Annotated in this window: 23 protein-coding genes; 7 read left to right on the forward strand and 16 right to left on the reverse strand. The window is 67.1% G+C overall.

The genetic code is table 11. The annotated features are described in order from the left end of the window. Positions 1–28: 28 nt before the first annotated feature. Positions 29–397, reverse strand: coding sequence for a hypothetical protein (locus tag J1M43_RS10055; RefSeq protein ID WP_206476597.1), 369 nt, complete (start codon positions 395–397; stop codon positions 29–31). Then, positions 394–1,284, reverse strand: coding sequence for a tRNA pseudouridine(55) synthase TruB (gene truB, locus J1M43_RS10060; protein ID WP_033104630.1), 891 nt, complete (start codon positions 1,282–1,284; stop codon positions 394–396). The genes J1M43_RS10055 and truB overlap by 4 nt, the downstream gene beginning before the upstream one ends. 98 nt (positions 1,285–1,382) lie before the next feature. Here truB and J1M43_RS10065 point away from each other — a divergent pair, with 98 nt between their 5' ends. Then, complete coding sequence (locus tag J1M43_RS10065; RefSeq protein ID WP_307823386.1) at positions 1,383–2,282, forward strand: A/G-specific adenine glycosylase; 900 nt, start codon at positions 1,383–1,385, stop codon at positions 2,280–2,282. Positions 2,283–2,294: 12 nt separating this feature from the next. Here J1M43_RS10065 and rbfA read toward each other — a convergent pair whose 3' ends face one another. From rbfA to J1M43_RS10100, 7 genes are all read right to left on the reverse strand, one after another. Continuing rightward, positions 2,295–2,726, reverse strand: a complete 432-nt coding sequence (gene rbfA / locus J1M43_RS10070) for a 30S ribosome-binding factor RbfA (protein ID WP_033104631.1) — start codon at positions 2,724–2,726, stop codon at positions 2,295–2,297. Positions 2,727–2,788: 62 nt separating this feature from the next. Then, on the reverse strand, positions 2,789–5,581 hold the full coding sequence (gene infB / locus J1M43_RS10075) for a translation initiation factor IF-2 (RefSeq protein WP_206476598.1): 2,793 nt from the start codon (positions 5,579–5,581) through the stop codon (positions 2,789–2,791). Between the two features lie 59 nt (positions 5,582–5,640). Then, complete coding sequence (locus J1M43_RS10080) at positions 5,641–5,913, reverse strand: YlxR family protein (RefSeq protein WP_052166648.1); 273 nt, start codon at positions 5,911–5,913, stop codon at positions 5,641–5,643. A 41-nt stretch (positions 5,914–5,954) separates the two neighbouring features. Beyond that, the gene (gene nusA, locus J1M43_RS10085) at positions 5,955–6,938 is read right to left on the reverse strand and encodes a transcription termination factor NusA (protein WP_033104633.1); all 984 of its coding nucleotides are present in this window, start codon (positions 6,936–6,938) and stop codon (positions 5,955–5,957) included. Positions 6,939–7,021: 83 nt separating this feature from the next. Further along, positions 7,022–8,062 (reverse strand): TIGR00730 family Rossman fold protein, encoded by a 1,041-nt coding sequence (locus tag J1M43_RS10090; RefSeq protein ID WP_033104634.1) that lies wholly within the window; start codon positions 8,060–8,062, stop codon positions 7,022–7,024. 1 nt (position 8,063) lies between these two features. Beyond that, entirely contained in the window at positions 8,064–9,821 is a 1,758-nt protein-coding gene (locus J1M43_RS10095; protein WP_033104635.1) for a proline--tRNA ligase, read from the reverse strand. Positions 9,822–9,877: 56 nt separating this feature from the next. After that, the gene (locus J1M43_RS10100) at positions 9,878–10,648 is read right to left on the reverse strand and encodes an isocitrate lyase/phosphoenolpyruvate mutase family protein (protein WP_033104636.1); all 771 of its coding nucleotides are present in this window, start codon (positions 10,646–10,648) and stop codon (positions 9,878–9,880) included. A gap of 52 nt (positions 10,649–10,700) precedes the next feature. Here J1M43_RS10100 and J1M43_RS10105 point away from each other — a divergent pair, with 52 nt between their 5' ends. Further along, entirely contained in the window at positions 10,701–12,140 is a 1,440-nt protein-coding gene (locus tag J1M43_RS10105) for an RNB domain-containing ribonuclease (RefSeq protein WP_033104637.1), read from the forward strand. Positions 12,141–12,200: 60 nt separating this feature from the next. Here J1M43_RS10105 and J1M43_RS10110 read toward each other — a convergent pair whose 3' ends face one another. Together J1M43_RS10110 and ispG are read right to left on the reverse strand one after the other, a co-directional pair. Further along, on the reverse strand, positions 12,201–13,097 hold the full coding sequence (locus J1M43_RS10110; RefSeq protein WP_234000149.1) for a hypothetical protein: 897 nt from the start codon (positions 13,095–13,097) through the stop codon (positions 12,201–12,203). Between the two features lie 25 nt (positions 13,098–13,122). Beyond that, on the reverse strand, positions 13,123–14,274 hold the full coding sequence (ispG, locus tag J1M43_RS10115) for a flavodoxin-dependent (E)-4-hydroxy-3-methylbut-2-enyl-diphosphate synthase (RefSeq protein ID WP_188436842.1): 1,152 nt from the start codon (positions 14,272–14,274) through the stop codon (positions 13,123–13,125). A gap of 235 nt (positions 14,275–14,509) precedes the next feature. Here ispG and J1M43_RS10120 point away from each other — a divergent pair, with 235 nt between their 5' ends. Further along, positions 14,510–16,420, forward strand: a complete 1,911-nt coding sequence (locus J1M43_RS10120) for an anthranilate synthase family protein (RefSeq protein WP_206476599.1) — start codon at positions 14,510–14,512, stop codon at positions 16,418–16,420. Positions 16,421–16,477: 57 nt separating this feature from the next. On the opposite strand, the gene J1M43_RS10125 is transcribed toward J1M43_RS10120, so the two are convergent. After that, positions 16,478–16,708: a hypothetical protein gene (locus J1M43_RS10125; protein ID WP_206475544.1), complete on the reverse strand. Its 231-nt coding sequence runs from the start codon at positions 16,706–16,708 to the stop codon at positions 16,478–16,480. Between the two features lie 110 nt (positions 16,709–16,818). Next, a complete protein-coding gene (locus J1M43_RS10130; RefSeq protein ID WP_206476600.1) occupies positions 16,819–18,129 on the reverse strand; it encodes an RIP metalloprotease in 1,311 nt (436 codons plus the stop codon). Positions 18,130–18,415: 286 nt separating this feature from the next. On the opposite strand from J1M43_RS10130, the gene J1M43_RS10135 reads away from it, so the two are divergent. Then, positions 18,416–20,032 carry a Mur ligase family protein gene (locus J1M43_RS10135; RefSeq protein WP_206476601.1) on the forward strand — a complete coding sequence of 539 codons (1,617 nt, stop codon included), beginning with the start codon at positions 18,416–18,418 and terminating at the stop codon, positions 20,030–20,032. A gap of 29 nt (positions 20,033–20,061) precedes the next feature. Here the strand turns inward: J1M43_RS10135 and dxr are convergent, their stop codons facing one another. Both dxr and J1M43_RS10145 read right to left on the reverse strand, forming a co-directional pair. Continuing rightward, on the reverse strand, positions 20,062–21,144 hold the full coding sequence (dxr, locus tag J1M43_RS10140) for a 1-deoxy-D-xylulose-5-phosphate reductoisomerase (RefSeq protein WP_033104644.1): 1,083 nt from the start codon (positions 21,142–21,144) through the stop codon (positions 20,062–20,064). 80 nt (positions 21,145–21,224) lie between these two features. Beyond that, positions 21,225–22,172, reverse strand: a complete 948-nt coding sequence (locus J1M43_RS10145; RefSeq protein ID WP_033104645.1) for an FKBP-type peptidyl-prolyl cis-trans isomerase — start codon at positions 22,170–22,172, stop codon at positions 21,225–21,227. A gap of 145 nt (positions 22,173–22,317) precedes the next feature. On the opposite strand from J1M43_RS10145, the gene J1M43_RS10150 reads away from it, so the two are divergent. Continuing rightward, positions 22,318–23,121 carry a 1-acyl-sn-glycerol-3-phosphate acyltransferase gene (locus J1M43_RS10150; RefSeq protein WP_033104646.1) on the forward strand — a complete coding sequence of 268 codons (804 nt, stop codon included), beginning with the start codon at positions 22,318–22,320 and terminating at the stop codon, positions 23,119–23,121. 39 nt (positions 23,122–23,160) lie between these two features. On the opposite strand, the gene J1M43_RS10155 is transcribed toward J1M43_RS10150, so the two are convergent. After that, on the reverse strand, positions 23,161–23,634 hold the full coding sequence (locus tag J1M43_RS10155; RefSeq protein WP_033104647.1) for an OsmC family protein: 474 nt from the start codon (positions 23,632–23,634) through the stop codon (positions 23,161–23,163). Between the two features lie 71 nt (positions 23,635–23,705). Here J1M43_RS10155 and J1M43_RS10160 point away from each other — a divergent pair, with 71 nt between their 5' ends. Both J1M43_RS10160 and ald read left to right on the forward strand, forming a co-directional pair. Further along, the gene (locus tag J1M43_RS10160; RefSeq protein ID WP_206476602.1) at positions 23,706–24,701 is read left to right on the forward strand and encodes an asparaginase; all 996 of its coding nucleotides are present in this window, start codon (positions 23,706–23,708) and stop codon (positions 24,699–24,701) included. 53 nt (positions 24,702–24,754) lie between these two features. Then, positions 24,755–25,867 carry an alanine dehydrogenase gene (ald, locus tag J1M43_RS10165; protein ID WP_206476603.1) on the forward strand — a complete coding sequence of 371 codons (1,113 nt, stop codon included), beginning with the start codon at positions 24,755–24,757 and terminating at the stop codon, positions 25,865–25,867. Positions 25,868–25,881 lie beyond the last annotated feature (14 nt).

A 25,881-nucleotide genomic window follows, 5' to 3' on the forward strand; every position in this document is an offset into this window, starting at 1 on the left:
GCGCGAGGAATGCTCGATGGCCGCACGCTCAGCCGACCTGCACGGTCCAGATCACCTGCATCCGCCAGAGCATGATGGCGACGGCGAGGGCGATGACGCCGAGGATGACGGTGCTCCAGCGGCTGCGCTCGAGCAGCGCCCAGATCACACCGCCGATCGGCAGCAATGCGGCCGACACGAGATAGACCCAGAACTCCAGCGGATCGCCCGATGGCGGGTTTCCGGCGAACGGCGCGACGATCGCCATGACGATCTGCCCGATCAGCAGGACCTCGACGAGCGCGAGCGCGCCGACGGAGAAGTCGCTCGGACGCCGGCCCGCGAGGCCGGCAATCGCGCAGAACGCGCCGGTTGCCACGGCGACCACGATCTGCAACGTGGTGAACCAGATGATCATCGCGCCTCCGGCATGTTCATGACGCTCTTGAGGTCGCCGCCGCGCTTCTGCACGATCCCGACGAGTCCGCCTTCGGGATCGATCGCCGCGGCAAGAGCACCTTCGAGTCTGACGGCCTGATCTCCCAGTCGCTTTCCGTGCCGCAGGTCTCGTGCATCGTCTGCAGAGACCTCGAGCGGCTGCATGATGGTCGACGCCGCTGCCGCGGGCGTCAGCGTCTCCGCCTCGGCAAGGGAATCGATGTCGACGGCGCCCGCGACCTCGAAAGGTCCGATCCGCGTACGGCGGAGAGCGGTGAGGTGTCCGCCGATGCCGAGCGCATCCCCCAGGTCGCGGGCGAGTGCACGGATGTATGTGCCCGATGAGCAGTCCACCACCACGTCGAGATCGATGAGACCGTCACCGCGACGCTCATCCATGACGTCGAATCTCGAGACCGTGACCACCCTCGCCTTGAGCTCCACCTGTTCGCCGGCGCGAACGAGGTCATAGGCCCGACGACCATCGACCTTGATCGCAGACACAGCGCTGGGCACCTGGGAGATCTCGCCGGTGAGCGCGGCGATCCCGGCGCGGATCTGCTCGCCCGCCACTGCATCGACGTCGGCGGCGTCTGCTGCGCGGGTGATCTCGCCTTCTGCGTCGTCCGTGCCCGTCGCCTGCCCGAGCCGGATCGTCGCCACGTAGGTCTTGTCGGCGCCGACGACGTACGTGAGGAGCCGGGTGGCGCCTTCGATGCCGAGCACCAGCAGACCGGTCGCCATCGGATCGAGGGTGCCTGCGTGCCCGATCTTGCGTGTGCCGAACGCCTTACGCGTACGCGCGACCACATCGTGGCTGGTGAGCCCACCGGGCTTGTCGACGAGGAGGATGCCGGGTGCGACCATCCCCCCAGCCTACCGAGACTGCGGCAGTCGTCTGATCGCCGTGTCGGTCCCGCGACCGATGAAGATCGCCGCCGTGTCCGTCGACATAGGCTGGTGAGGTGCAAGCCATCTCGACACCTCCCCCGCACCTGTCTCCGGTGCTCGCGGACTGGTATCGCTCGGGTGCCAGGGATCTCCCGTGGCGCCGGCCCGAGTTCCATGTGCAATTCGGTGCATGGGGAACGCTGGTCAGCGAGTTCATGCTGCAGCAGACACCGGTGAACCGGGTGATCCCTCATCTCGAGGCCTGGCTCGGGCGGTGGCCGACACCGACCGCGATGTCGACTGCGACGCCGGCAGAGGTCGTGATGCAGTGGGCGAATCTGGGTTACCCCCGCCGCGCACTCTGGTTGCACCGCGCCGCGATCGAGATCTCCGAGCGTCACGGTGGGGACGTCCCACGGGACGTCGACGCTCTGCTCGCGCTGTCGGGCATCGGCGACTACACGGCTCGGGCGGTCGCAGCGTTCGCTTTCGGCGACCGGCATCCGGTCGTCGACACCAACACGCGTCGCGTCATCGCACGCGCCGTGGACGGTAGGTCTCAACCGGGGCCGGCCGCGCGCCGTGATCTCGTGGCTATGGATGCGCTGCTGCCGCACGCCGACGACGAGTCGGCGGTCTTCAACGCCGCGATGATGGAACTCGGTGCGACGGTGTGCACTGCGCACGCGCCGAAGTGCGAGGTGTGCCCACTGGCGACGCAGTGCACGTGGCTCTCATCCGGACGCCCGGACACCGGCGACGGACGCCGGCGGCAGGCGCGATACGAAGGCTCGGATCGGCAGGCCCGTGGCGCGGTGCTGAAGGCGCTGCGCCACTCGGATGCCGGTGAGATGCCGCTCGATGAGGTCATTCACGACTGGCGGGACGGCGCACAGCGCGACCGCGCGATCGATTCCCTGATCGCAGACGGACTCGCCGAGGCGTCGGAGCAGTCGCTCCGGCTGCCGCATTGACCGGCGGGCGGACTACTGCTGGTCGTCCTCATCGGCGCGCACATACGGGTCGGCGTCGCCGGCGTGCGTGGCTGATGATGCGAGCTTGGCCACCTCGGCGTCTCGCATCTGCGCCTGGTGAAGCAGCGCAGTGATGTTGTCGGCGTTCTCCGGAAGCGCATCGGGGATGAACTCCAGGGTCGGCACCAGACGAGTGCTCAGCTGCTTTCCGACTTCGCTGCGCAGCATGCCGGTCGCAGAGGCGAGTGCCGCAGCACTGGATGCTCTCTCCTCGTCGGTGCCGAGCACGGTGTAGAACGCCGATGCGTGCTGCAGGTCACCGGAGACGCGGACGTCGGTGATGGTCACGAAGCCGAGCCGCGGGTCGCGCAGGCCCTTCTCGAGACGCTCCGCCAGGATGACGCGAATCCGATCCGCCAGGCGTGCCTGTCGTTCTCCAGCCATTTCCTTCTTCTTCCGTGTGACGAATGAGGGGCGCCCGTGGGCGCCCCTCATATTTGATCAGATCAGCCGCGAGGCTTCTCGACCAGTTCGGTGGTCTCGATCTCGTCGCCGATCTGGATGTCGTTGAACTTGCCGAGGCCGATACCGGCCTCGTAGTCCGTGCGCACCTCGGTGACGTCATCCTTGAATCGGCGCAGCGACTCGATGGCGAGGCCATCGGCGAGCACGACCCCGTCGCGGATGATGCGAGCCTTGGCGTTTCGCGTGATCGTTCCCGATCGCACGATGACACCGGCGATGTTGCCGAACTTCGAGGAGCGGAACACCTCGCGGATCTCGGCGACACCGGACTGGATCTCTTCGAACTCCGGCTTGAGCATGCCCTTGAGTGAACTCTCGATCTCATCGATCGCGGAGTAGATGACCGAGTAGAACCGGACATCCACGCCCTCACGAGCCGCAGCCTCACGGGCCTTGGGGTCGGGGCGGACGTTGAAGCCCACGATGATCGCGTTGTCGATCGTCGCCAGGTTCACATCCGACTCGGTGACAGCACCCACACCGCGGTGGATGATGCGCAGCTGCACAGTGTCGTCGACCTCGATCTTGAGCAGCGACTCCTCCAGCGCCTCGACGGCACCGGAGACGTCACCCTTGATGATGAGGTTGAGCGTCTCGACCTTGCCCTCTTCGAGAGCACGGGTGAAGTCCTCGAGCGAGATGCGCTTGCGAGCCTTGGCCAGCAGGGCGTTGCGCTCGACGGCCTCACGCTTCTCAGCGATCTGGCGAGCCATGCGGTCCTCTTCGGTGACGATGAAGACGTCACCGGCGCGCGGCACCGAGTTGAGACCCTGCACCTGCACCGGACGGGACGGGTATGCCTCGTCGACTGCTTCGCCGTTCTCGTCGAGCATCGCACGGACTCGGCCGTAGGCGGTGCCTGCGACGATCGAGTCACCGACGCGCAGCGTTCCGGACTGGATGAGCACTGTCGCGATCGAACCGCGTCCCTTGTCGAGCTTCGCCTCGATGGCGACTCCACGTGCGGACTTGTTCGGGTTCGCGGTGAGGTCCAGGCCCGCGTCGGCCGCGAGCAGAACAGCGTCCAGAAGCTCCTGGATGCCGGTGCCTGCACGCGCCGAGACGTCGACGAACATGACGTCTCCGCCATACTCCTCTGCGACGAGGCCGTACTCGGTCAGCTGCTGACGAACCTTCGCCGGGTTGGCGTCCGGCTTGTCGACCTTGTTCACCGCGACCACGATCGGGACGCCGGCGGCCTGGGCGTGGTTGAGCGCCTCGACCGTCTGCGGCATGATGCCGTCGTCGGCCGCGACCACCAGGATCGCGAGGTCGGTGACCTGCGCACCACGGGCACGCATGGCGGTGAACGCCTCGTGACCGGGGGTGTCGATGAAGGTGATGGCGCGCTCGTGGCCCTCGTGCTCGGTCCACACCTGGTAGGCACCGATGTGCTGGGTGATGCCTCCGGCCTCACCCTCGATGACGTTGGTCTGACGGATCGCGTCGAGGAGGCGCGTCTTACCGTGGTCGACGTGACCCATGACGGTGACGACCGGCGGACGGATCTCGAGGTCGTCCTCGCTCTCCTCTTCGAGCTCCTTGGCGAGATCGAGACCGAAGCCCTCGAGGAGCTCCTTGTCCTCGTCCTCGGGCGAGACCATCTGGATCTTGTAGCCGAGCTCCTCGCCGAGGACCTCGAAGGTCGCCTCGTCTAGCGACTCGGTGGCCGTGGCCATCTCGCCGAGGTTGAAGAGGATCGTGACAAGGGTTCCGGGCTGCACGGTGTAGCCGGTCAGCGTCTCGATCTTGTCGGCGAAGTCTGCGATCGATGCGCCGCGGCGCATGCGGATGATCTCTCCGTTGCCGCGGGTGACGTTGACGCCACCGACGACCGGAGCCGACCGCATTTCGAACTCCTGCCGCTTCGCCCTACGCGACTTGCGCTGCTTGGACTTGCCGCCTCCCTTACCGAAGGCGCCTGCGGTTCCACCGCCGGGTCCACGACCACGGCCACCGCCGCCGCCTGGACGACCAGCGAAGCCGCCGCCGGGACGAGCACCGGGACCGCCGCCTGGTGCGCCTGCACCGGCGCCTGGACGACCGGGGCCGCCTGAGCGCTGCTGGAACGGTGCACCACCGGGACGACCGGGACCGCCGGAGCGCGGAGCACCGGGACGCGGGGCCCCCGGACGCGGAGCGCCCGGGCGGGGTGCTCCTGGACGCGGAGCCTGCGGACGCGGGATGTTACCAGGCGTCGGGCGCTGGCCCATGCCCTGAGCGGATGCGAAGGGGTTGTTGCCCGGACGCGGGCCGGCCGGGCGCTGGCCCATGCCCTGCGCGGACGAGAACGGGTTGTTGCCGGGGCGGGGGGCTCCGGGCTTGGGGGCGCCGCCCTTGTCGTCGGAATCCGCAACGGGCTTCGCAGCTGCGGGAGCCTCGGCAGCAGCGGGTGCCTGAGCAGCGGATGCTTCTGCAGCCGGTGCTGGTGCTTCTGCAGCCGGCGCTTCTGCGGGTGCAGGCTCGGGCGCCGGCTTCGGGCCGGGCTTGGGGCCCGGCGTCGGGGACTTCGGCCCTGGCGTCGCAGCACCGGGCTTGGCCGCACCGGATTTCGCGGCTGCGGGCTTCGCCGCAGCGGCAGGCTTCTCTTCAGCCTTGGGCTTGGAAGCACTGTCGGCCTCGATGGCCGCACGGAGCTTGCGAGCCACTGGGGGCTCGATGGTCGACGAAGGGCTCTTGACGAACTCGCCGAGCTCCTTCAGCTTTGCGAGTGCGAACTTGCTGTCGACGCCGAGCTCAGCGGCAATCTCGTGTACGCGTGGTTTGGCAGCCACAATTCTCCTGTCTGGGTCGGTCTACCCAGGCAGGGCAGACCACTAGTTGCGGACGGGTCTCATTTCGAGCCGTTCACTTTGTTTCCATAGCCATTCAGCCGTTTCTCGATGGTCTGCGTGTCCAGTGGTTCGGACACACGGAGGGCTCGTGCGAAAGCGCGGCGCCGCAGTGCGGCAGCCATGCATTCCTGCGTCGGATGCAGCCAGGCGCCCCTCCCTGTCATCACGGCACGCTCATCGATGATGAGGACGCCGTCATGGGAAACCACTCTGAGAAGAGCGGATCGGGAAGCACGCACGCGACAACCGACGCACGTTCGTACAGGTTCCATCTTACACCGCGGCGGTGGGTGGCAACTCCAAGCCCCCGCCGTCAGTCCAAGATGCTGTCTGGCTGGATGTCGATCTTCGCGCCGGTCAGCTTGGCCGCGAGCCGGGCGTTCTGGCCCTCCTTGCCGATCGCGAGCGACAACTGGTAGTCGGGCACAAGAGCGCGCACGGCCTTGGTGTTCGCATCCAGTACGAACGAGCTCGTGACCTTGGCCGGCGAGAGCGCATGGGCGACGAAGGTGGCGAGATCGGGATCGTGGTCGACGATGTCGATCTTCTCCCCCGACAGCTCTTCCGTGACGGCCCGCACTCGACGACCGAGTTCTCCGATGCATGCGCCCTTCGCGTTGATGGAAGGATCGTCCGACCTGACGGCGATCTTGGTGCGGTGACCGGCTTCGCGGGCGAGCGAGACGATCTCGACGAGCCCGGCGGCGATCTCGGGCACCTCGAGCGCGAACAGCTTGCGCACGAGCCCCGGGTGGGTGCGCGAGACGGTGATCTGCGGTCCTTTGAGACCCTTCGCGACCGCGGTGACGTAGACGCGCAGGCGGGAGCCGTGGGCGTAGTCCTCGCCGGGCACCTGCTCCTCGGGCGGGAGAATGGCCTCGACGCTGCCGAGGTCGACGTGGATCATGCGCGGGTTCGGACCCTGCTGGATGACGCCGGCGACGATGTCGCCTTCTTTGCCCTTGAACTCGCCGAGCACGGCTTCATCGGCGATGTCGCGCAGACGCTGGCTGATGACCTGCTTGGCGGCGAAGGCTCCGATACGGCCGAAGTCGTCAGGGGTGGCGTCCTCTTCACCGATGATGGCGCCGTCGTCGTCCTTGACCGGCTGCAGCACGGCCACGTGACCGGTCTTGCGGTCGAGTTCGACGCGGACGCCCTCAGGGATGGTGCCCTCTTCCGAGACGTGCTTGCCGTATGCCGTCAGAACGGCCTGCTCGATGATCGCGACGAGTTCGTCGAAGGGAATCGCCTTCTCCTTCTCGATCCCGCGCAGCAGCCCCAATTCGATGTCCATAACGGCCTCCCTATTCAGCTCTCGCCGCAGCATCCTGCACGCGCGGCACCGTACTACGATACCCGCTCGAGCAGACGAGGGTGTCAGCCGTCGGAGCGTGCGGAGCCGAGTGCGTTGATCGCGTCGATGAGGCGGTAGAGGCCACCGACCTCCCGCTGGCGCAGACGCAGCGCGAGTCGAGGCAGGTCGACGCGGTCGTGGTCGGCCTGCTCGATCGGGAGTGCTCCTGTCGACTCGATCCGACCGCCGACCAGCAGCGACGCGAACTCATCGTTCAGCGTTTCGATCTCGGCATCCGTCGGCGTGTTCTTGAGCCGCAGCACCAGCACATCATCGGCCCACCGCAACGAGTCGTAGTTGCGCCAGAAACCGGTGATCTCGGCGACCGCCTCCTCGGCGGAGTCGGTCACGAGCACACGGTCGAAGTCGTCGGCCGAGATGACACGTGCCGGGATCAGGCTCTCGACGACGAATCGCTCGAGGCCCTTCCAGAAAGTGCCGCCCGGCTGGTCGAGCAGCACGATCGGCATGGGCTCCGCCTTGCCGGTCTGCTGCAGCGTCAGCAGCTCGAACATCTCGTCCAAGGTGCCGAAGCCGCCGGGGAGGCAGATGAAGCCGGTGGATTCCTTGACGAGCATGAGCTTGCGGGTGAAGAAGTACTTCATCTCGACGCGGTGCGTGTCATCGGCGACGACGGCATCCGGCTTCTCCTCGAACGGAAGACGGATCGACACGCCGAGCGCCATCTTCTCCCCCGCACCCTCGGCGGCCGCCTGCATGATGCCGGGCCCTGCGCCGGTGACGACCATCCAGCCGCGCTCCGCCAGCACGGATGCGACCGAACGCGCCTGCACATACAGCGGGTCGTCCTGTGTGGTGCGGGCCGAGCCGAACACCGTGACCTTCGGCACGTCGGCGTACGGCTGGAACAGGCGGAAGGCATCGCGCATCTCGACGAGCGCCGCCGAGGCGATCTTGAGATCGAGGCGGTCGGTGTCCTCCTGGCCGAGCAGGATGCCGGTGCTGAGCATCCGTCGGATCAGCGAACGGTTCCTCGTGATCCCGGCATCGGCCATGATCTCATCGACCGCCGCGGTGAGTTGGTCCGGCTGCGCGTCGCTCATGTCAGGAGGTCAATCTCCCGATAGCGTCGTCGAGCGAGAGCGTGTCGCGCTCCCCCGTGCGACGATCCCAGAATTCCACCTGGCCGTCAGCGGCGCCGCGTCCGATCACGAGCACGCGCGGGACGCCGACCAGCTCGGCGTCGCCGAACTTCACACCTGGCGACACCTTCGGACGATCGTCGTAGAGCACGTCGAGCCCGGCGGCCTCGAGATCAGCCGAGGCCTTCTCGGCGACGTCGTATGCGATCTGATCGCGACCGGCCGCCACGACGTGCACGTCGAACGGCGCGACCGACGCCGGCCAGATCAGGCCCTTGTCATCGTTGTGCAGCTCGGCGATGATCGCGAGGATGCGAGTGATGCCGATGCCGTACGATCCCATCGTGACGGTGACGAGCTTGCCGTTCTCGTTGAGGACCTTGAGCCCCAGCGCTTCGGCGTACTTGCGACCGAGCTGGAACACGTGCCCGATCTCCATGCCGCGCGCGAGGGAGACGGGGCCCGATCCATCGGGTGCAGGGTCTCCGTCACGGACGTTCGCGATCTCGACGATGCCGTCGGCTTCGAAGTCACGGCCGGCGATCACGGTGTGGGCATGCTTCTGATCGATGTTCGCGCCGGTGATCCAGCGGGTTCCCTCAGAGACGCGGGGGTCGACGAGGTAGCGGATACCGGTGGCCGACTCCTCACCCAACACGGCGCCGGTGGGCGACCAGGGCCCGATGTAGCCCTTCACGAGGAGCGGGTTGTTCTCGAAGTCGTCATCGGTTGCAGTGGTGACCTCAGCGGGAGAGAACGCGACCTCAGCGCGCTTCTCGTCGATCTCGCGGTCGCCCGGAAGGCCGACGATCACGAGTTCGCGAGTGCCGTCCAGGTGCGTCAGCGCCAGCACGACGTTCTTGAGAGTGTCGGCAGCGGTGTAGTCGCCATCGAGTACGGCGTTCGAATGCGCGACGAGCGTCTCGATCGTCGGGGTGTTCGGAGAGTCGAAGATCGTCGCGGCGGCGGCGTCGTCGTCGAACGGAACGGCGTCGGGGACCGCAGTGGTGAACGCCTCGACGTTGGCTGCGTAGCCGCCTTCGCTGCGGACGAAGGTGTCCTCGCCGACGGGAGTCGGGTGCAGGAATTCCTCGCTGCGCGAGCCGCCCATGGCGCCGGCATCCGCCTGCACGATCACGTACTCCAGGCCGAGGCGCTGGAAGATGCGCTCGTAGGCGTCGCGCTGCGCCATGTAACTGACGTCGAGTCCTTCGTCTGTGGCGTCGAACGAATACGCGTCCTTCATGGTGAACTCGCGTCCGCGCAGCAGACCCGCGCGAGGACGCGCCTCATCACGGTACTTGTCCTGGATCTGGTAGAGCGTCAGCGGCAGATCCTTGTACGACGAGTACAGGTCCTTCACCAGCAGGGTGAAGGCCTCCTCATGCGTGGGTGCGAGCAGATAATCGGCGTCCTTGCGGTCCTGCAGACGGAACAGCAGGTCGCCGTACTCATCCCAGCGTCCGGTGGCCTGATAGGGCTCACGAGGCATGAGGGCCGGGAAATGCACCTCTTGGGCGCCGGCGTTCGCCATCTCGTCACGGACGATCGTCTCGATCTTCGCCTTGACCTTCAGGCCCAGCGGGAGCCAGGCGAAGATGCCGGCGGCCTGGCGACGGATGTACCCGGCGCGCAGCAGCAGCTTGTGACCGATGACCTCCGCTTCAGCGGGGTCTTCACGGAGCGTGCGGAGGAAGAATTTCGAGAGACGAGTGACCACGCGTCAAGTCTAGTGACCGTGGTCACCCGTTCTCGGACTTCTGTTCAGCGCTGCGATCAGTTCAGCGCGCGGGTGCTGGCGGGGATGACGCCGTCTGCGTACAGGCTACTGGCCACGTCCTGCACGGCCGTGAGCGCGACGCGCTGAATCATCGGTCCGTACGAGATGCGTGCCACGCCGAGTGCTTCGTACTCGGCGGCGGTCAGGGCGCCTGGAAGGCCGATGACGCTGACCTTGCGCTCGCCGATGCCTTCGACCAGCTGGCGCGTGACGTCGGTGTCGAGGATGCCGGGAACGAAGACGCTGGTCGCGCCGACGTCGAGGAACGCGCGGCCGCGCTCGATGGCATCCGCAATGCTCGCCTCGATCGGGCGGTCGCCGCCGCGCACGAGGGCGTCGGTGCGGGCGTTGAGCGCGAACTGCACGCCCTCCGCTTCGCCGGCCTTGACGATCGCCGCCATGACGGCGACGGATTCTGCAAGCGGCTTCAGACGGTCTTCGACGTTCGCGCCGACGATGCCGGCGGCGATCGCGAGACGAGTGGTGTCGCCCGCGTCGTCGTAGCCGTCATCGAGGTCGGCGGAGACGGGCAGCTCGGTGGATGCCGCGATCCGGCCGACCATGTCGAGCATGAGTTCGCGCGGGATCTGACCGTCGGCATACCCGAAGGTTGCGGCGATGGAGTGCCCTGCGGTGGCGAGGGCTGTGGTCTGCGAAACGTCGGCGACAGCCTTCGCCGAGATCACATCCCACACGTTGACGACACGGAGGATCTCCGGTGCGTTGTAAAGGTCGACGAGCTTCTGAGCCTTGTCTGCAGTGGTCATGGCTCAACGCTAATACCGCGGACACGGGCGCGGGTCGGCTTAGGCTGAAGTCATGCCTCAGCGTCGATCACACATCGCTCCGTCCGCCGTCGAGAGCGAACTCGCTGCCGCGCTCGCCGCGCTCCGCGAGGACCTGGACACGCCCACCGAGTTCTCGCCGGAAGCCATGGCCGAATCCGAGGCCGCCACCGCACCGGAACCCGATCTCGATCTGCGCGACGTCCCGTTCGTCACACTCGATCCGCTGGGCGCGAAGGATCTCGATCAGGCGATGCATCTCGCCCGAAGCGGCTCGGGTTTCGAGGTGCGTTACGCGATCGCGGACGTTCCAGCCTTCATCACGCCCGGCGGGGCGGTGGATGCCGCGGCCCGTGAGCGCGGTCAGACCCTGTATGCGGCAGACGGGTCGATCCCGTTGCATCCGAGGGTTCTCAGCGAGGATCGCGCGTCCCTGCTGCCGGAGCAGGACCGGCCAGCCCTCGTGTGGACATTCGAGCTCGACGAGGCCGGCGTCGTGTCGGAGTTCCGGCTGGAACGCGCACTCATCCGATCGCGCGCGCAACTCGACTACGAGAGTGCGCAGCAAGCGCTCGACCGCGGCGACGAGTCTCCTCTTGCACTGCTTCCCGTGATCGGAGGACTGCGTCAGGAACTCGAGGCGCAGCGCGGAGGCGCCAGCCTGAACCTTCCCGATTCGGAGGTCGTGCAGCGCGATGACGGCACGTACGACATCGACCGTCGGCATCCGCTCCCCCTCGAAGACTGGAACGCGCAGCTGTCGCTCATGACCGGGATGGCCGCGGCATCGCTGATGATCGACGCCGAGGTGGGAGTACTGCGCACGATGCCGGAGCCGGACGAGAAGGCGTTCAGGGCATTCCGTCTGCAGACCGAGGCGCTGGGACGGCCGTGGAAGGACGGTGAGTACGGCGAGTACCTCCGTTCTCTCGATCGTGACGACCCGCTCACGCAGCCGGTTCTGGAGGCCGCGGCGTCGCTGTTCCGCGGTGCGGGCTATGTGACGTTCGACGGCTCGGTCCCCGCCGATATCGAGCAGGCGGCCATCGCGGCACCGTATGCGCATGCCACCGCTCCCCTGCGGCGACTGGTGGATCGCTGGGCGCTCGCGATCTGTCTCGCAGTGTCACGCGGCGAAGAGGTTCCCGCGTGGGTGCGCGAGTCGCTCGAGGAATTGCCGGCGCTGATGCAGGCATCGGGCCAGCGCGCCTCCAGGCTGAACGCCGACACCGTCAACCGCGTGGAGGCTGCTCTGCTGGCACCGCTGGTCGGTTCGACGATCGAGGCCACTGTGATCGAGGTTCGGGAGAATCGCGCCACGATTCAGATCGCGGATCCTGCCGTGACGGCATCCGCTCCTCTGCCTGCGGGTGCGAAGCCCGGTGACACGGTGTCGGTTCGCCTGGTGCGTTCGGACATCGGCAAGGGCGAGGTGGAGTTCGCCGGAGCGGATGCACCCGTGACGGGTCGTTGACGGCCGACTGGCGGGATGCCGGCGCGCGGCTGGTGACTGTACCCCGTAGCGGGAGGCGCTTCAGGCAACTGCGGAAGTGACCGACGTCTTCATCACGAGCAGCTGCGGGTCGCTGACGTCGAGCGAGACCGAAATGCTCGAGAACTCCGAAAGCGAAGCGACGTGAGTGCCGCCGCACAGGATCACGGCCTCGCCCTCTGGCAGTTCGCAGCGCCAGCGGCGACGATCGATGATGCTGGGTCCATCGACCTCGATCCGACTCGCACCACCTGACGCCACCCACTCCGCAAGCTTCGCGTTGATGGCATCCTCGCGTTCAGCAAGAGACCCGGCGAATGTCTCAGTGTCGAATCCTGCTTTGCGGAGGCTCTTGCCGAGGCGGTATTCGTCGACGCTGCCGTCCTCGTCGATGCGGCTGGTCTGATTCGCGCGCCTCTCGAAGTCAGGCGAGCCCAGCGCATCCGTGCCAGGATCCTTGCGCCACAGATCAGCAACCGCAAGGTCGAGCGCCAGCGAGGCGAGGTGGCACGCGGTGTGTCCCCGGCTCAGCCCCGCGCGGCGGCGGGCATCGACTTCAAGACGCACCTCAGTACCTTTTGCGAGCCAGTCCGGCGCTTCGCGGTCGAGGCGGTGGGCGACGAGCCACGTCCATCCCTCGACGCCGCGCTTCACCGGGATCCCCGCGCCCAGTGCGAACTCGCCCGCATCGCTGACGGCCGCCATCACTGCCTCGGTGACAGCGACGTGCTCATCGCCGGAGCTCAGCTCACCGGCATCCCCTGGCTGATCCGGCCAGGTGTGATCCACCGGATGGAAGGGCGTCTCATCGACTACGACCACGGCGCCGGACGGCATCCGCTCAACGCGTGTGATGATGCCTTCGCCGCTGACGGCACCGGATGCGAAGGTGACGTTCGTCGCCCCCATGCTCTGCACGGGTGCCGGAGTATCGGACAACTTCGTCTCCTTCGTGCTGTCCGGATCAGACCGTGACGACCTGCGCCGTGCCGGTCTTGGCATCCGGGCCCATCTCGGCGGCGATGCGGTTCGCCTCTTCGATCAGGGTCGCGACGATGTCGGCTTCCGGGACGGTCTTGATGACCTCGCCCTTGACGAAGATCTGGCCCTTGCCGTTGCCGGATGCCACGCCGAGGTCGGCTTCGCGGGCCTCGCCGGGACCGTTGACGACGCAGCCCATCACGGCGACGCGAAGCGGCACTGTCATGTCTTTCAGGCCCTCTGTCACGTTGTCCGCCAGTGTATAGACATCTACCTGAGCACGTCCGCACGACGGGCAGGAGACGATCTCGAGCTTGCGCTCGCGCAGGTTCAGCGACTGCAGGATCTGGTGCCCGACCTTGACCTCTTCCGCGGGCGGAGCCGACAGCGAGACGCGAATGGTGTCGCCGATGCCCTCGGACAGGAGGATACCGAACGCGGTCGCCGACTTGATCGTGCCCTGGAAAGCGGGCCCCGCCTCGGTGACACCGAGGTGCAGGGGCCAGTCGCCGCGCTCGGCGAGCAGGCGATATGCCTTGACCATCACGACCGGGTCGTTGTGCTTGACCGAGATCTTGAAGTCGTGGAAGTCGTGCTCCTCGAACAGCGATGCCTCCCATACGGCGCTCTCCACCAGTGCCTCCGCGGTGGCCTTGCCGTGCTTCTGCAGGATGCGCTTGTCGAGGGAGCCGGCGTTCACGCCGATGCGGAGCGAGACCCCGGCAGCCTTGGCCGCTTCGGCGATCTTGCCGACGTTGCCGTCGAACTCGCGGATGTTGCCCGGGTTCACGCGCACGGCGCCACAGCCGGCATCGATCGCGGTGTAGATGTAGCGCGGCTGGAAGTGGATGTCGGCGATCACGGGGATCTGGCTCTTCATCGCGATGATCTTCAGTGCATCCGCGTCGTCCTGGTGCGGCACGGCGACGCGCACGATCTCGCATCCGGAGGCGGTGAGCTCGGCGATCTGCTGGAGCGTCGCGTTGATGTCGGTCGTCTTCGTCGTCGTCATCGACTGAACGCTGACGGGAGCGTCACCGCCCACGAGCACCTTTCCGACACTGATCTGTCGGGACTTGCGTCGAGGACTCAGGACTTCGGGGACGCGCGGCATCCCAAGATTCACTGCAGGCACGTACCCAGGTTACGCCGCCGCGGCGACCGGAGGCTGGAACCCGGCTCCATGCGGCAGGTTTCGGATGCTGGGGCGTCTGAGCAGGCGGCCGCATTGTGATAGTTTCGGCCCATGCTCGCGAATTTCACCTGGTGGCCCGCCTCTTAGGCGGTGTGTTCGCGTTCCCACGAATCCAGACCGCCTCCGGGGCGGTCTTTTCGTTGAGCCGAGCCGGAGCCCTGCACAGGAGACCTCGATGACCGATACCGCAGCCCTGCTCGCCGCACTCGTGCAGGATCCAGACGCGTCCTTCGTGCTCATCGCACGGGACGGAGCTCAGAGCGTCGAGTTGCTCACGGGTGACATCGAAGACGTCGATCTGCTCGCTGACATCCCCCTCTCGCTCGAGGGCGTCTCCCGCGAGGTCTTCGCGATGGTGCCGTACCGTCAGGTGCGCGAGCGCGGCTTCGAGGCACAGGATGACGGTACTCCGCTGCGCTGCTTGGTCGTCGACCGTCACGAGCATCTTCCCCTTCCCGATGTCGTGAAGGCGCTGCCGCAGGATGCTGTGCCACTGAAGGACGCCGGCTTCGACATCAGCGATGAGGACTACGCACAGGTCGTGACCCGCGTGATAGCCGACGAGATCGGACGTGGGGAGGGAGCGAACTTCGTCATTCGCCGCGACTACACCGCCACTGTCGATCTCGGCTCCGATGACCCTGTGCATGCCGAACGTACCGCGGCGCTCACCTGGTTCCGCGCGCTGTTGACGCACGAGCGGGGTGCCTATTGGACATTCGCCGTCATCACGCCGGGTCACATCGCCGTCGGTGCGAGCCCTGAGGCGCACGTCGTCGCCCGTGACGGCATCGTCACCATGAATCCGATCTCCGGCACCTTCCGCCATCCGTCAGGAGGTGCGACCAAGGAGACGCTGATCGAGTTCCTCTCCTCGACCAAGGAGACCGAGGAGCTCTTCATGGTGGTGGACGAAGAGCTGAAGATGATGAGCGCCGTGTGCTCCGACGGCGGACGGATCACTGGGCCGCACCTGAAGCAGATGTCGCGGCTCACCCACACCGAGTACATGCTGCGCGGGCGCAGCAGGCTCGACCCGCGCGACATCCTTCGGGAGACCATGTTCGCCCCGACCGTGACCGGTTCGCCGATGCAGAACGCCTGTGCGGTCATCCGCCGTCACGAGACCAAGCCGCGCGGCTACTACTCGGGCGTCGCGGCGCTCTTCACCCCGAACGCCGAGGGCGGCCACGACGTCGACGCTCCGATCCTCATCCGCACGGTGTATCTGGAGGACGGACAGCTCCGCGTCCCCGTCGGAGCGACGCTCGTGCGGCACTCCGATCCGTATGGCGAGGTCAGCGAAACGCACGGCAAGGCGGCCGGAGTGCTCGGCGCCATCGGCGCGATCGCTCGAGACGTCGTCGCCGAGACCAGACTCGACCCGGATGCTCCTGCAGCAGAGACTTCCCTCGCCGACGATCCCGAGGTCGCCGAGTTGCTCGCCTCTCGCAATTCACGGCTGGCCGAGTTCTGGCTGAATCCCCAGGAGGACGGCTCCGCCGGACCGTTCGCAGGGCGCAGCGCGCTCGTGATCGATGCCGAGGACCGCTTCACGACGATGCTTGCCCACCAGCTTCGTCACCTCGGACTCGACGCGAAGATCATGCCCTGGCACGCCGTGACCGATGCGGATGTCGATGCCGCCCAGCTTGTCGTCGCCGGCCCCGGCCCGGGCGACCCTCGTGATGCAACGATCGCACGCATAGCGCGCATGCACGAGATCGTCACCCGCCGCCTGGGTCACAGTGCGCCGCTGCTCGCGGTCTGCCTCAGCCACCAGATCCTGGCCGACCAGCTCGGCATCGAACTCGCGCCGCTGGCTTCGCCGCACCAGGGCCTGCAGAAGGTCGTGCCGGTGTTCGGTGAGGACGCCTCGATCGGCTTCTACAACACCTTCACCGCTCGGGTCTCCCCCGGAACGACCGCTGCAGGCGCAGCGGAGGTGTCTGCTGACGCGGCGACCGGTGACGTCTATGCTCTGCGCGGGCCGTCGTTCGCATCGGTGCAGGGGCACCTCGAATCGATCCTGTCGCGCGACGGCATTCGAACGCTGGAGCGCCTGATCACGGACGCGTTCGCCTGAGAAAGGCGCTGATGCGGTCACGATTCTGCACCGTCTCGTCGTGTACACGAGACGCTGTCACGGGGTGTTCCATGTGGATTCGGGTTCGGTGTGGCGTTCGTGGTCGAGGGCTTCGTCGACGGCTTGGTAGTCGAGGTGGGGGGATCGCCATTTGGCGTAGGGGTCCCACCAGCCATCCAGAAGCTCGGCGTCATCAGCGACGCGAAGATCACCACCCGCACCAGAGGAGCCCATCGCATCGGCCAACAACCGATCGATGCCCTCCAACTCCTCCGCCAGTGATCTCATACCCCCATTCAACAAGGGGCCACCGACATTCAAACCCCAGATCAGACCACCTTCACGAACTGTGCACAACCACCCGAAACCCCACACCCGTGGAGGAAGAGTTGGAGCCCCTATCCGAGCAGATCCACCGGGTTCACGACATCCGCGATCATAAGCAGCGCACCCATCCCGATCAGCAGCACCGCCACGATCACGGTCAGCGGTACGAGCCGCGTCGCGTCGACTGGAGCAGGCTGCGGTCGACGGAACACCTTCGCCCACGCGCGCCGGATCCCGTCCCACAGCGCCACGACGACGTGACCGCCATCAAGCGGCAGCAGCGGGATCAGGTTGAAGACGAACAGCGCGACGTTGAGCGACCCGAGAAGGTTGAGCAGCACGACGAACCGGTTGAGGACCGGAGCATCCGTCGCGGCGACCTCTCCGGCGAGGCGACCGACGCCGACCACGCTGAGCGGACCGTCAGGATCGCGATCGGCGCCGGTGAACAGCGACACCCCGACATCCCACAGCTTCACCGGCAACGTCCCGATCAGGCCGACCACGCGTCCGACGTTCTCCCCGGCGAGCTCCGGGCCCACGCCGATCGGCTGCGGCACATACCCCATCTGCGAGAGCATGCCGACGTAGCCGACCTCGGCGACGATCTGCTCGCCGTCTTCGTCGAGCAGGGGCTGCCCCGACGCATCCGTGAGTTCCCGCTCCGCAGAGATGGGCGTGATCGTCAGATCCACATTCTCGCCGTCGCGCGAGACGACCATGTCCAAGCGCTGCCCTGGAGCCGCCTGCACGATGTCGCTCGCCTCAGCGAAGGTCGACACCGGCGTGCCGTCGACCGAGACCAGCACGTCACCCGGGAGCACGCCGGCCCCAGCAGCCGGCGTCGCCGGATCGCCGGGTTCGCACTCCGTCTGTGACGTGCCCGCAGGCAGCACGCACTCGTTGACTCCTGCGATCGTCGTCGTTCCCTGCTGGAGGCCGATGCCCGATGCGAGCACGGTGAAGATGATGACGGCGAGGATCAGGTTCATGACCGGACCGCCGAGCATGACCACGATCCGCTTCCACATCGGCAGCCTGTAGAAGACGCGTTCCTCGGCGCCTTCAGCGATCGTCTCATCGTTGGCGGATCGGGCGTCCTGCACGAGGGTGCGGAACAGCCCGCGCACTGGCCTGCCGTCGGATGCCGGATACATGCCGGACATCGATATGAATCCGCCGAGCGGCAGCACCTTGAACCCGTACTCGGTCTCGCCGATCTTCTTCGACCACAGCCGGGGCCCGAAACCGATCATGTACTGCCCCACGCGCACGCCAAAGAGCTTGGCGGGCACGAGGTGCCCGATCTCATGCAGACCGATCGACAGACCGAGCCCGACCAGCATGAACAGGATGCCGGTGACGTACAGCAGGATTTCCACGTCCCAACGCTACTGCGCGCGAACTAGGAATCCGCCGCATAGGCTGGATTCGGGGCCTCCAGGTCATGGCCCCGGCCCCGCTGACGCCGGCCGTCGCATGTCAGTGGCGGCCACCACCCGACGATCCGTCTCGGGATCCGCCGGCGCCGGTCGTGACGGTGGCCGCAAGCGACGAGAGCAAGGCGGATGCTGCGCACACGGAGCACTCGAATGCTCAGGAGGACGCTCAGCGAGGGACCCGCCTGAACGTGTCTCGGGCACCCGCTCATGAGATCATGGTGATGCCATGTCGACCACACAGCCCAGCCTTCCTCCCGTGCTCCGTCCAGACGCTCCGCCACAGCGGAACCTGACGGATCTCGCCACCCGCTTCGCCACCGCCACCCGCGGAGACACCGCAGGCGTCACCCTCACCGGCATCACCCTCGCGACCGCCGATCTCCGCGCCGGAGAGGCATTCGTCGCCATCCAGGGTGTGAATCAGCACGGAGCGGTGTTCTCACCCGCGGCCGCGGAGAAGGGTGCCGTAGCCATCATCACCGATGAGGCCGGCGCCGACATCGCAGGCAACATCGGTCTGCCGATCGTGATCGTCGACGATCCGCGCGGCGTGCTCGGAGCCCTCAGCGCCTGGGTCTACGGGACCGGCGCCGATGACGAGCTGCCTCTGCTGTTCGCGACCACCGGCACGAACGGCAAAACGAGCGTCTCGCATCTGCTCGAGGGAATCCTCGACCAGCTCGGCGTCGTGACCGGCCTCTCCTCCACCGCGGAACGGCACATCGCCGGTGAGGTCATCGTCTCCAGGCTCACGACACCCGAAGCATCCGAGATGCACGCCCTCCTCGCACTCATGCGCGAACGAGCGGTCGAAGCCGTCGCCGTCGAAGTCAGTGCTCAGGCGCTGTCGCGCAAGCGCGTCGACGGACTCGTGTTCGACGTCGCCGGCTTCACGAACCTCAGCCACGACCACCTCGACGACTACGCCGACATGGAGGAGTACTTCGCCGCGAAGCTCCCCCTGTTCAAGCCGGACCGCGCCAGGCGTGCGGTGATCTGCCTCGACTCGGCGTCCGGCGTCGACGTCGTCGCAGCCGCCGAGATCCCCGTCGTGACCGTCGGCACCCCCGCGATCGCCGCGGACGCATCCGTTGCCGGTGACGCCGACTGGGTGGTCACGATCGACGAGGAGCGTCAGCGCGGCACCCGCTTCACGATGACCGGCCCGCAGGGGCGCACCCTCACCGCGGTCGTGCCTGTGATCGGCCCGCACATGGCGGCGAACGCGGCCCTCGCGATCGTCATGCTGCTCGAGGGCGGATACGAGTGGGAGCGCATCACCGCGGCGCTCGAACGAGACGGACGCATCGATGCGTACCTGCCAGGGCGCACCGAGCTCGTCTCCGGCGAACAAGGCCCCGCGGTCTTCGTCGACTTCGGCCATTCACCCGACGCGTTCGAGAAGACCCTGGCTGCGATCCGCCGCGTGACGCCGGGGCGCACTCTCATGCTGTTCGGGGCCGACGGCGATCGCGACGCCACGAAGCGTCACGACATGGGCCGCACGGCCGTGCTCGGCAGTGACATCCTCGTGGTCACCGACCACCATCCCCGTTTCGAGGACCCGGAGTCGATCCGCGCCACGCTGATCGAGGGCGCAAGAATGGCCAGGCCGGATGCCGAGATCCACGAGTACTCCCCGCCGGAGAAGGCGATCATCGCAGCGGTGGGCCTTGTCGGCGACGGCGATGCGATCCTCTGGGCGGGCCCAGGACACCAGGACTACCGGGACATCCGCGGCGTCCGCACGCCGTACTCGGCTCGCGAGCTGGCCCGCCGCGCTCTGCGCGACGCCGGGTGGCGTGTGCCGGAGCCGCACTGGCCGGTGCCGTACTCCGACTGACCGTTCGACAGGCTCACCGACCGAGGCGTCTACTGCTGCGCGATCAGGCGGTCCGCGGTCTCGCGCGCCCAGGTCTCGGCCTGCGCGAGCGACTCGATCGTCAGCTGGTCGGGCGACTCATGGGCATCGACCACCCTCGCGATCGTGTCGACTATGCCGAGGAATGGAAGCCGACCCTCATGGAACGCTTCGACCGCCTGCTCATTGGCCGCGTTGAAGACCGCAGGGAAGGTCCGGCCCGCGCGTCCGACGCTCTTGGCCAGCGCGACGGCGGGGAACGCCGCATCGTCGAGCGGTTCGAAATCCCAGCTGCTCGCCTTCGTCCAGTCCAGCGGACGTCCGACCCCGCCGATACGATGCGGCCAGTCCAGCGCGAGCGAGATGGGCAGCCGCATGTCCGGCGGTGACGCCTGAGCGATGGTCGAGCCGTCGATGAACTCGACCATCGAGTGCACGATCGACTGCGGGTGCACGACCACCTGGATGTCCTCGTACTCGACATCGAACAGCAGATGCGCCTCGATGACCTCGAGCCCCTTGTTCACCATGGTGGCGGAGTTCGTCGTCACGACACGCCCCATCGCCCAGGTCGGATGCGCGAGTGCCTCGGCGGGGGTCACTTCCGCCATCTCGTCCCGCGTGCGTCCGCGGAACGGACCGCCGGATGCTGTGACGATGAGGCGCCTGATCTCATCATGCGTCCCGGAGCGCAGCGCCTGCGCGAGCGCGGAGTGCTCCGAGTCGACGGGCACGATCTGACCCTCGGCCGCTGCCGACTTCACCAGTTCGCCGCCGACGATGAGCGATTCCTTGTTGGCGAGCGCCAGGGTGCGACCGGCCTTGAGCGCCGCGAGCGTCGAACCGAGCCCGATCGATCCGGTGATCGCGTTGAGCACGACATCAGCCTCGACGTCGCGCACCAGCTGCTCCGACTCGTGCGCGCCCAATGCCGTGTCTTCGACCTGGAACTGCGCAGCCTGCTCGCCGAGCAGTTCGGCGTTGCCACCTGCCGAGAGCCCGACCAACTCGAAACGACGAGGATTGGCGCGGATCACATCCAGTGCCTGAGTGCCGATGGAACCGGTCGAGCCGAGGACGATGATACGACGCATACCGTCAGCCTAATGCGCGGGCGCGTCCTTCCCGGCGAAGCCGCCAAGGACGAAGCCGCGAAGTGCGAAGCCGTGAAGTGCTACGCCGCGGCAGGATGCATCGTGGCGAGGATGTCGATCACGAAGACGAGTGTCTGACCCTTGAGGTCTTCGTCGTTGATCTCGCCCTCTCCGTATCCCGCTGCCGGCGGGACGACGACGAGCACCTGAGAGCCGACCTTCTGTCCGGCGAGTGCCTGGACGAACCCGGGAACGTAGCCGTTGCCCTCACTCGTGATCGGGGCGCCCTTCGCCCACGACGAGTCGAAGGTCTCGCCGGTCTCCCAGCCGACGCCGTGGTACTGGAGAAGCGTCGTGTCCCCATCGCCCACCGCGATGCCATCGCCCTGCTTCAGTACCGAGATCTGCACTTCTGTGGGAGCCGCGGCATCCGGGATCTCGACCGTGGGGGCACCGTCATCGTCGAGCGTGACGACGGGCATGCCGGCGACCGGTGCCTGCTCCTCGCCCCATGCTGCGGTGGGGACCACGTCGAGGACGTCCAGCACGTAGTACTGCGCGGCCGCGTCCTCGGTCGTCGGGAAGACGATGGACAGGCGCGACCCGACACTCGCGCAGCCGATGAGCTGTCCGAGCGGCGCATCAGCGGTCAGCGCGGCAGGAAGCAGTTCTCCCTCGGTGTATCCCGCATCGCCGAGCCGCTCGCCCGTGTCGCCGTCGAATGCGCTCAAGGCGTAGCTGACGTAGTCGCCGTTGGCGGCCTTGTCACCGTCGCCCTCGCTGATGACCGTCCGCTGCGCCTCTTCAACCTTCTCGCCGAGCTGGAAGTTCGCCGTCGAAGCTGTGCCGAAGTCGCCTTCCACCTTCACTCCGTCAGAGGCATCACCCGGTTCGACGGTCGCCGAGCACAGGTCGGCGGCCGGAGCCTCGGTGTCGTCTGCGGTCGTGCCCTTCGTGCCAGAGCAGCCGGCCAGAATCATGGTCGCGACGGCGATGGTGGACAGAGCGATGAGCGGGCGATTGCGCAAAGTGAGACCTCGTGATCGTGGGGAGGGACACTCCATGATGTCTTATTCGCCTTTGCCCTCGCTGAGAAGCATCCGGCGTCGGGGCGCATCGCACCGCACGCGTCGCATTCCACGGATGGCATGAATCGCGGAGTAGCCTGATCTGATGACCTCTGAGCAGTCTGCCGTTCCCGAGCCGACCGAAGAATCGGATCAGGAGCAGACCAGGGAGGAAGCATCATCGCCGCGCAGAGCCGGCGCCGCATACGCGTTCGGACGAGCTGTGATCGGCTCGCTGGCACGGCTCGTCTACCGCCCGCGCGTCGAGGGACGCGACCGCGTCCCTCTCGACGGCCCGGTCATCTTCGCGAGCAACCATCTGTCGTTCATCGACTCGATCGCGATCCCGGTCGCGGCGCCACGTCCGGTGCACTTCCTCGCCAAATCGGCGTACTTCGAGGGCCCAGGGTTCAAGGGCGCCGTGTCGCGGACCTTCTTCCAGTCGATCGGTGCGATACCGGTGCGCCGCGGCGCCGGACAGGCCGCGCTCGATGCGCTGGATCAGCAGCGTCTGCTGCTCGAGCAGGGACTGGCCGTCGCGCTCTACCCCGAAGGCACTCGCTCCACGGACGGCCGGCTCTACAAAGGGCGAACCGGGGTGGCGTTCCTCGCGCTGCAGACCGGTGCACCCGTGGTTCCGGTCGGACTCGTCGGCACGGACATGGCAATGCCGAAAGGTGCGAAGATGCCTTCGCTCAGCGAGCGCATCACCGTCCGATTCGGGGATCCGATCGATGTGACGGTGCACGGCGCAGCCGGCAGCGGCAAGGCACGACGTCTCGCGACCGACGAGATCATGGCGGCGATCCACGCGCTCAGCGGCCAGGAACTCGCCGGCATGTACAACGAGCCCCCCGCTCAGGGCCCGATCGAGAAGATCAAACAGGCTCTTCCGCACGAGCGGCGCTGACCCTTCGACGGGCTCAGGGACCGGCCGGCCCGAGCGCCCTCAGCGAGACGTGACCGATGCCTCGTGGCGGACCGGGAAGTTCACCGAGTTCGCGATGAAGCACATCCGGTGCGCGTCCTTGTGGGCGCTCTCGGCTGCCTCGATCATCGACGCATCCGCGACGACGACTTCAGGACGCAGCAGAACCTCGGTGAAGGCGCCTCCGCCTCTGCCGTCCTCGCGCATCACTCCGCTGGCGCGGTCGATGTAGGACACGACGACCACGCCTGCACCGACGCATGCATGCAGATACGACAGCAGGTGGCACTCGGACAATGAGGCGATCAGCATGTCCTCAGGGTTCCAGCGCTCCGGATCACCGCGGAACGGCTTGTCGGCCGACGCGAGCATGACCGGCTTGCCTTCGACCTCGATCGTGACGTCTCTGGAGTAGTCGCGGTACCCGCTCGTTCCGGTGCCGCGGTTGCCCTGCCAGGTGGCGGTGAGTGCGTACCGGTGTTCGCCGAGAGTCATGAGGTCAGTCTGACACGGTGCGGCTCGGTGCGGCTCGGTGCCGTCGGCGACGTCGGCGTTAGGCTGGTGGCGTGCTGGAGACTTTCACTGTTGCGGATGCTGTCGAACTCGCCGTCGTCGAACGCAGCGGACTCATCGAATCCCGCCATGCCGGTTCGGCCATCGTCCTGTCGCCGGACGGAGATGTCGTGCGCCGGTTGGGAAACCCTGACGCGTTGGTCCTCCCCCGCTCCAGTCTGAAGCCGCTTCAGGCCATCGCATGCGTCACTGCGGGCGCCGAGCTGGCGGGTGAACAGCTGGCGATCTCCACGGCGAGTCACGTCGGCACCGATCGTCACGTCGATCTGGTCCGCGAGATCCTGACCGCCGGCGGTCTCACAGAAGACGACCTCGGCTGTCCCTCGACGTGGCCGCGAGACACCGGCACGCGCGACGAACTCGTCCGAGAGCACGGACGACCCACGCGCATCCGAATGGACTGCTCCGGCAAGCATGCCGCGATGCTTCGCGCGTGCGTCGCCACCGGCTGGCCGACCGAGGGATATCTGCATCCGTCGCATCCGCTGCAGCTTCACATCCGCGAGGTGGTCGAACGCCTGAGCGGCGAGAAGATCGCGCACACGGCGGTGGACGGATGCGGTGCGCCGATCCACGCGATCACCCTCGCCGGGCTCGGACGTGCCATTCACCGGATCGGGTCCGCCTCCGAGCGATCGCCGTTCGCCCTGCATCGGGTCGCGGGCACCCTTGTCCGCGCTGTCAAGGAGAACCCGTGGACGATCGAGGGCCCCGGACGAGCGGACACGATCGCGATCGAGACACTCGGCGTGTTCGCCAAGAGCGGTGCTGAAGGGATCATGACGATGGTCGCCCCTGACGGTACGACCGTCGTGCTCAAGATGCTCGACGGCGGCGCACGCGCACTCGTGATCGTCGCGGCGACACTGCTCGCTCGCGCCGGAGCACTGAGCGAAGCCGATCTGGCGACGCTCGCCAACGCACTTCCCCTCGCCGTCCTCGGCGGAGGGAGCGACGTCGGGATGATCCGTCCCGGCGCCGCCGTCTGATGCCCTGACCCGGGGCAGTATCCCCTCAGAGTCGAGGGAGGAGAGGAGCCACGATGAGGATCAGCGTCCCCACCGAGGTCAAGAACAACGAGTACCGTGTCGCTCTGACACCGGCGGGAGTGCACGATCTGGTGCGTTCCGGTCACGAGGTTTTCGTGCAGTCCGGAGCAGGCGTCGGCTCGTCCATGCCCGACGCCGAGTACGCCGAAGCCGGCGCGACGATGCTGGACGACGCCGCAGAGGTCTGGGCGCGCGCCGAACTTCTGCTGAAGGTCAAGGAGCCGATCGCGAGTGAATACGACCACTTCCGCGACGACCTCACCCTGTTCACTTACCTGCACCTGGCCGCCGACCGTCCGCTGACCGACCGGCTCCTCGCCGACCGCGTCACAGCGATCGCATACGAGACGGTGCAGCTTCCCGGAGGCGGGCTTCCGCTTCTCGCGCCGATGAGCGAGGTCGCCGGGCGGCTCGCCCCGCTCGTCGGCGCCAACACCCTGCTGCGCTCCAACGGCGGCCTCGGACTGCTCATGTCCGGCGTGCCGGGCACCCGACCGGCGACGGTCACAGTGATCGGCGGCGGCGTGGCCGGAGCGAACGCCGCGGTCATCGCGAGCGGCATGGGCGCGGATGTCACGATCTTCGACACGAACATCCCGAGACTGCGGATGCTGGACGACCACTTCGCTGGACGGGTGAAGACGGCGGCCTCCAATCCGCTGGACCTGCGCCGCGCGGTGATCGACTCCGATCTCGTCATCGGATCGGTGCTGATCCCGGGTGCGCGGGCGCCGAAGCTCGTCACGAACGATATGGTGGCCCAGATGCGACCCGGTAGCGTGCTCGTCGATATCGCCGTCGACCAGGGCGGCTGCTTCGAGGACACGCACCCGACAACGCATGACAACCCGACGTTCGGGGTGCACGACACCGTGTTCTACTGCGTTGCGAACATGCCAGGGGCGGTGCCGAACACCTCGACCTCGGCTCTCACGAACGCGACGTTGCCCTACGTGCGCCAGATCGCATCCCGCGGCTGGCGCGACGCGCTCGGCGCGGACGCCGCACTCGCGAGCGGACTCAACACCGCGAAGGGCGCCGTGATCAACGATGGCGTGGCAGTCGCCCACGGCCTGGAGGCGAGCGCGATCGCATCCGTGCTGTGAGATCCGGTGCGGAA

This window comes from Microbacterium sp. KRD172, from assembly GCF_017168295.1.
GTDB classification, from domain to species: domain Bacteria; phylum Actinomycetota; class Actinomycetes; order Actinomycetales; family Microbacteriaceae; genus Microbacterium; species Microbacterium profundi.

What these genes read in the sequence shown, in the direction of transcription:
- J1M43_RS10135 (WP_206476601.1), top strand. Translation starts at nt 18,416, where the DNA reads ATGTCGACCACACAGCCCAGCCTTCCTCCCGTGCTCCGTCCAGACGCT.
- truB (WP_033104630.1), bottom strand. Translation starts at nt 1,284, where the DNA reads ATGGTCGCACCCGGCATCCTCCTCGTCGACAAGCCCGGTGGGCTCACC.
- rbfA (WP_033104631.1), bottom strand. Translation starts at nt 2,726, where the DNA reads ATGGCTGGAGAACGACAGGCACGCCTGGCGGATCGGATTCGCGTCATC.
- J1M43_RS10150 (WP_033104646.1), top strand. Translation starts at nt 22,318, where the DNA reads ATGACCTCTGAGCAGTCTGCCGTTCCCGAGCCGACCGAAGAATCGGAT.
- J1M43_RS10120 (WP_206476599.1), top strand. Translation starts at nt 14,510, where the DNA reads ATGACCGATACCGCAGCCCTGCTCGCCGCACTCGTGCAGGATCCAGAC.
- ald (WP_206476603.1), top strand. Translation starts at nt 24,755, where the DNA reads ATGAGGATCAGCGTCCCCACCGAGGTCAAGAACAACGAGTACCGTGTC.
- J1M43_RS10100 (WP_033104636.1), bottom strand. Translation starts at nt 10,648, where the DNA reads ATGACCACTGCAGACAAGGCTCAGAAGCTCGTCGACCTTTACAACGCA.
- J1M43_RS10125 (WP_206475544.1), bottom strand. Translation starts at nt 16,708, where the DNA reads ATGAGATCACTGGCGGAGGAGTTGGAGGGCATCGATCGGTTGTTGGCC.
- nusA (WP_033104633.1), bottom strand. Translation starts at nt 6,938, where the DNA reads ATGGACATCGAATTGGGGCTGCTGCGCGGGATCGAGAAGGAGAAGGCG.
- J1M43_RS10080 (WP_052166648.1), bottom strand. Translation starts at nt 5,913, where the DNA reads ATGGAACCTGTACGAACGTGCGTCGGTTGTCGCGTGCGTGCTTCCCGA.
- dxr (WP_033104644.1), bottom strand. Translation starts at nt 21,144, where the DNA reads ATGCGTCGTATCATCGTCCTCGGCTCGACCGGTTCCATCGGCACTCAG.
- J1M43_RS10090 (WP_033104634.1), bottom strand. Translation starts at nt 8,062, where the DNA reads ATGAGCGACGCGCAGCCGGACCAACTCACCGCGGCGGTCGATGAGATC.
- J1M43_RS10055 (WP_206476597.1), bottom strand. Translation starts at nt 397, where the DNA reads ATGATCATCTGGTTCACCACGTTGCAGATCGTGGTCGCCGTGGCAACC.
- J1M43_RS10105 (WP_033104637.1), top strand. Translation starts at nt 10,701, where the DNA reads ATGCCTCAGCGTCGATCACACATCGCTCCGTCCGCCGTCGAGAGCGAA.
- J1M43_RS10155 (WP_033104647.1), bottom strand. Translation starts at nt 23,634, where the DNA reads ATGACTCTCGGCGAACACCGGTACGCACTCACCGCCACCTGGCAGGGC.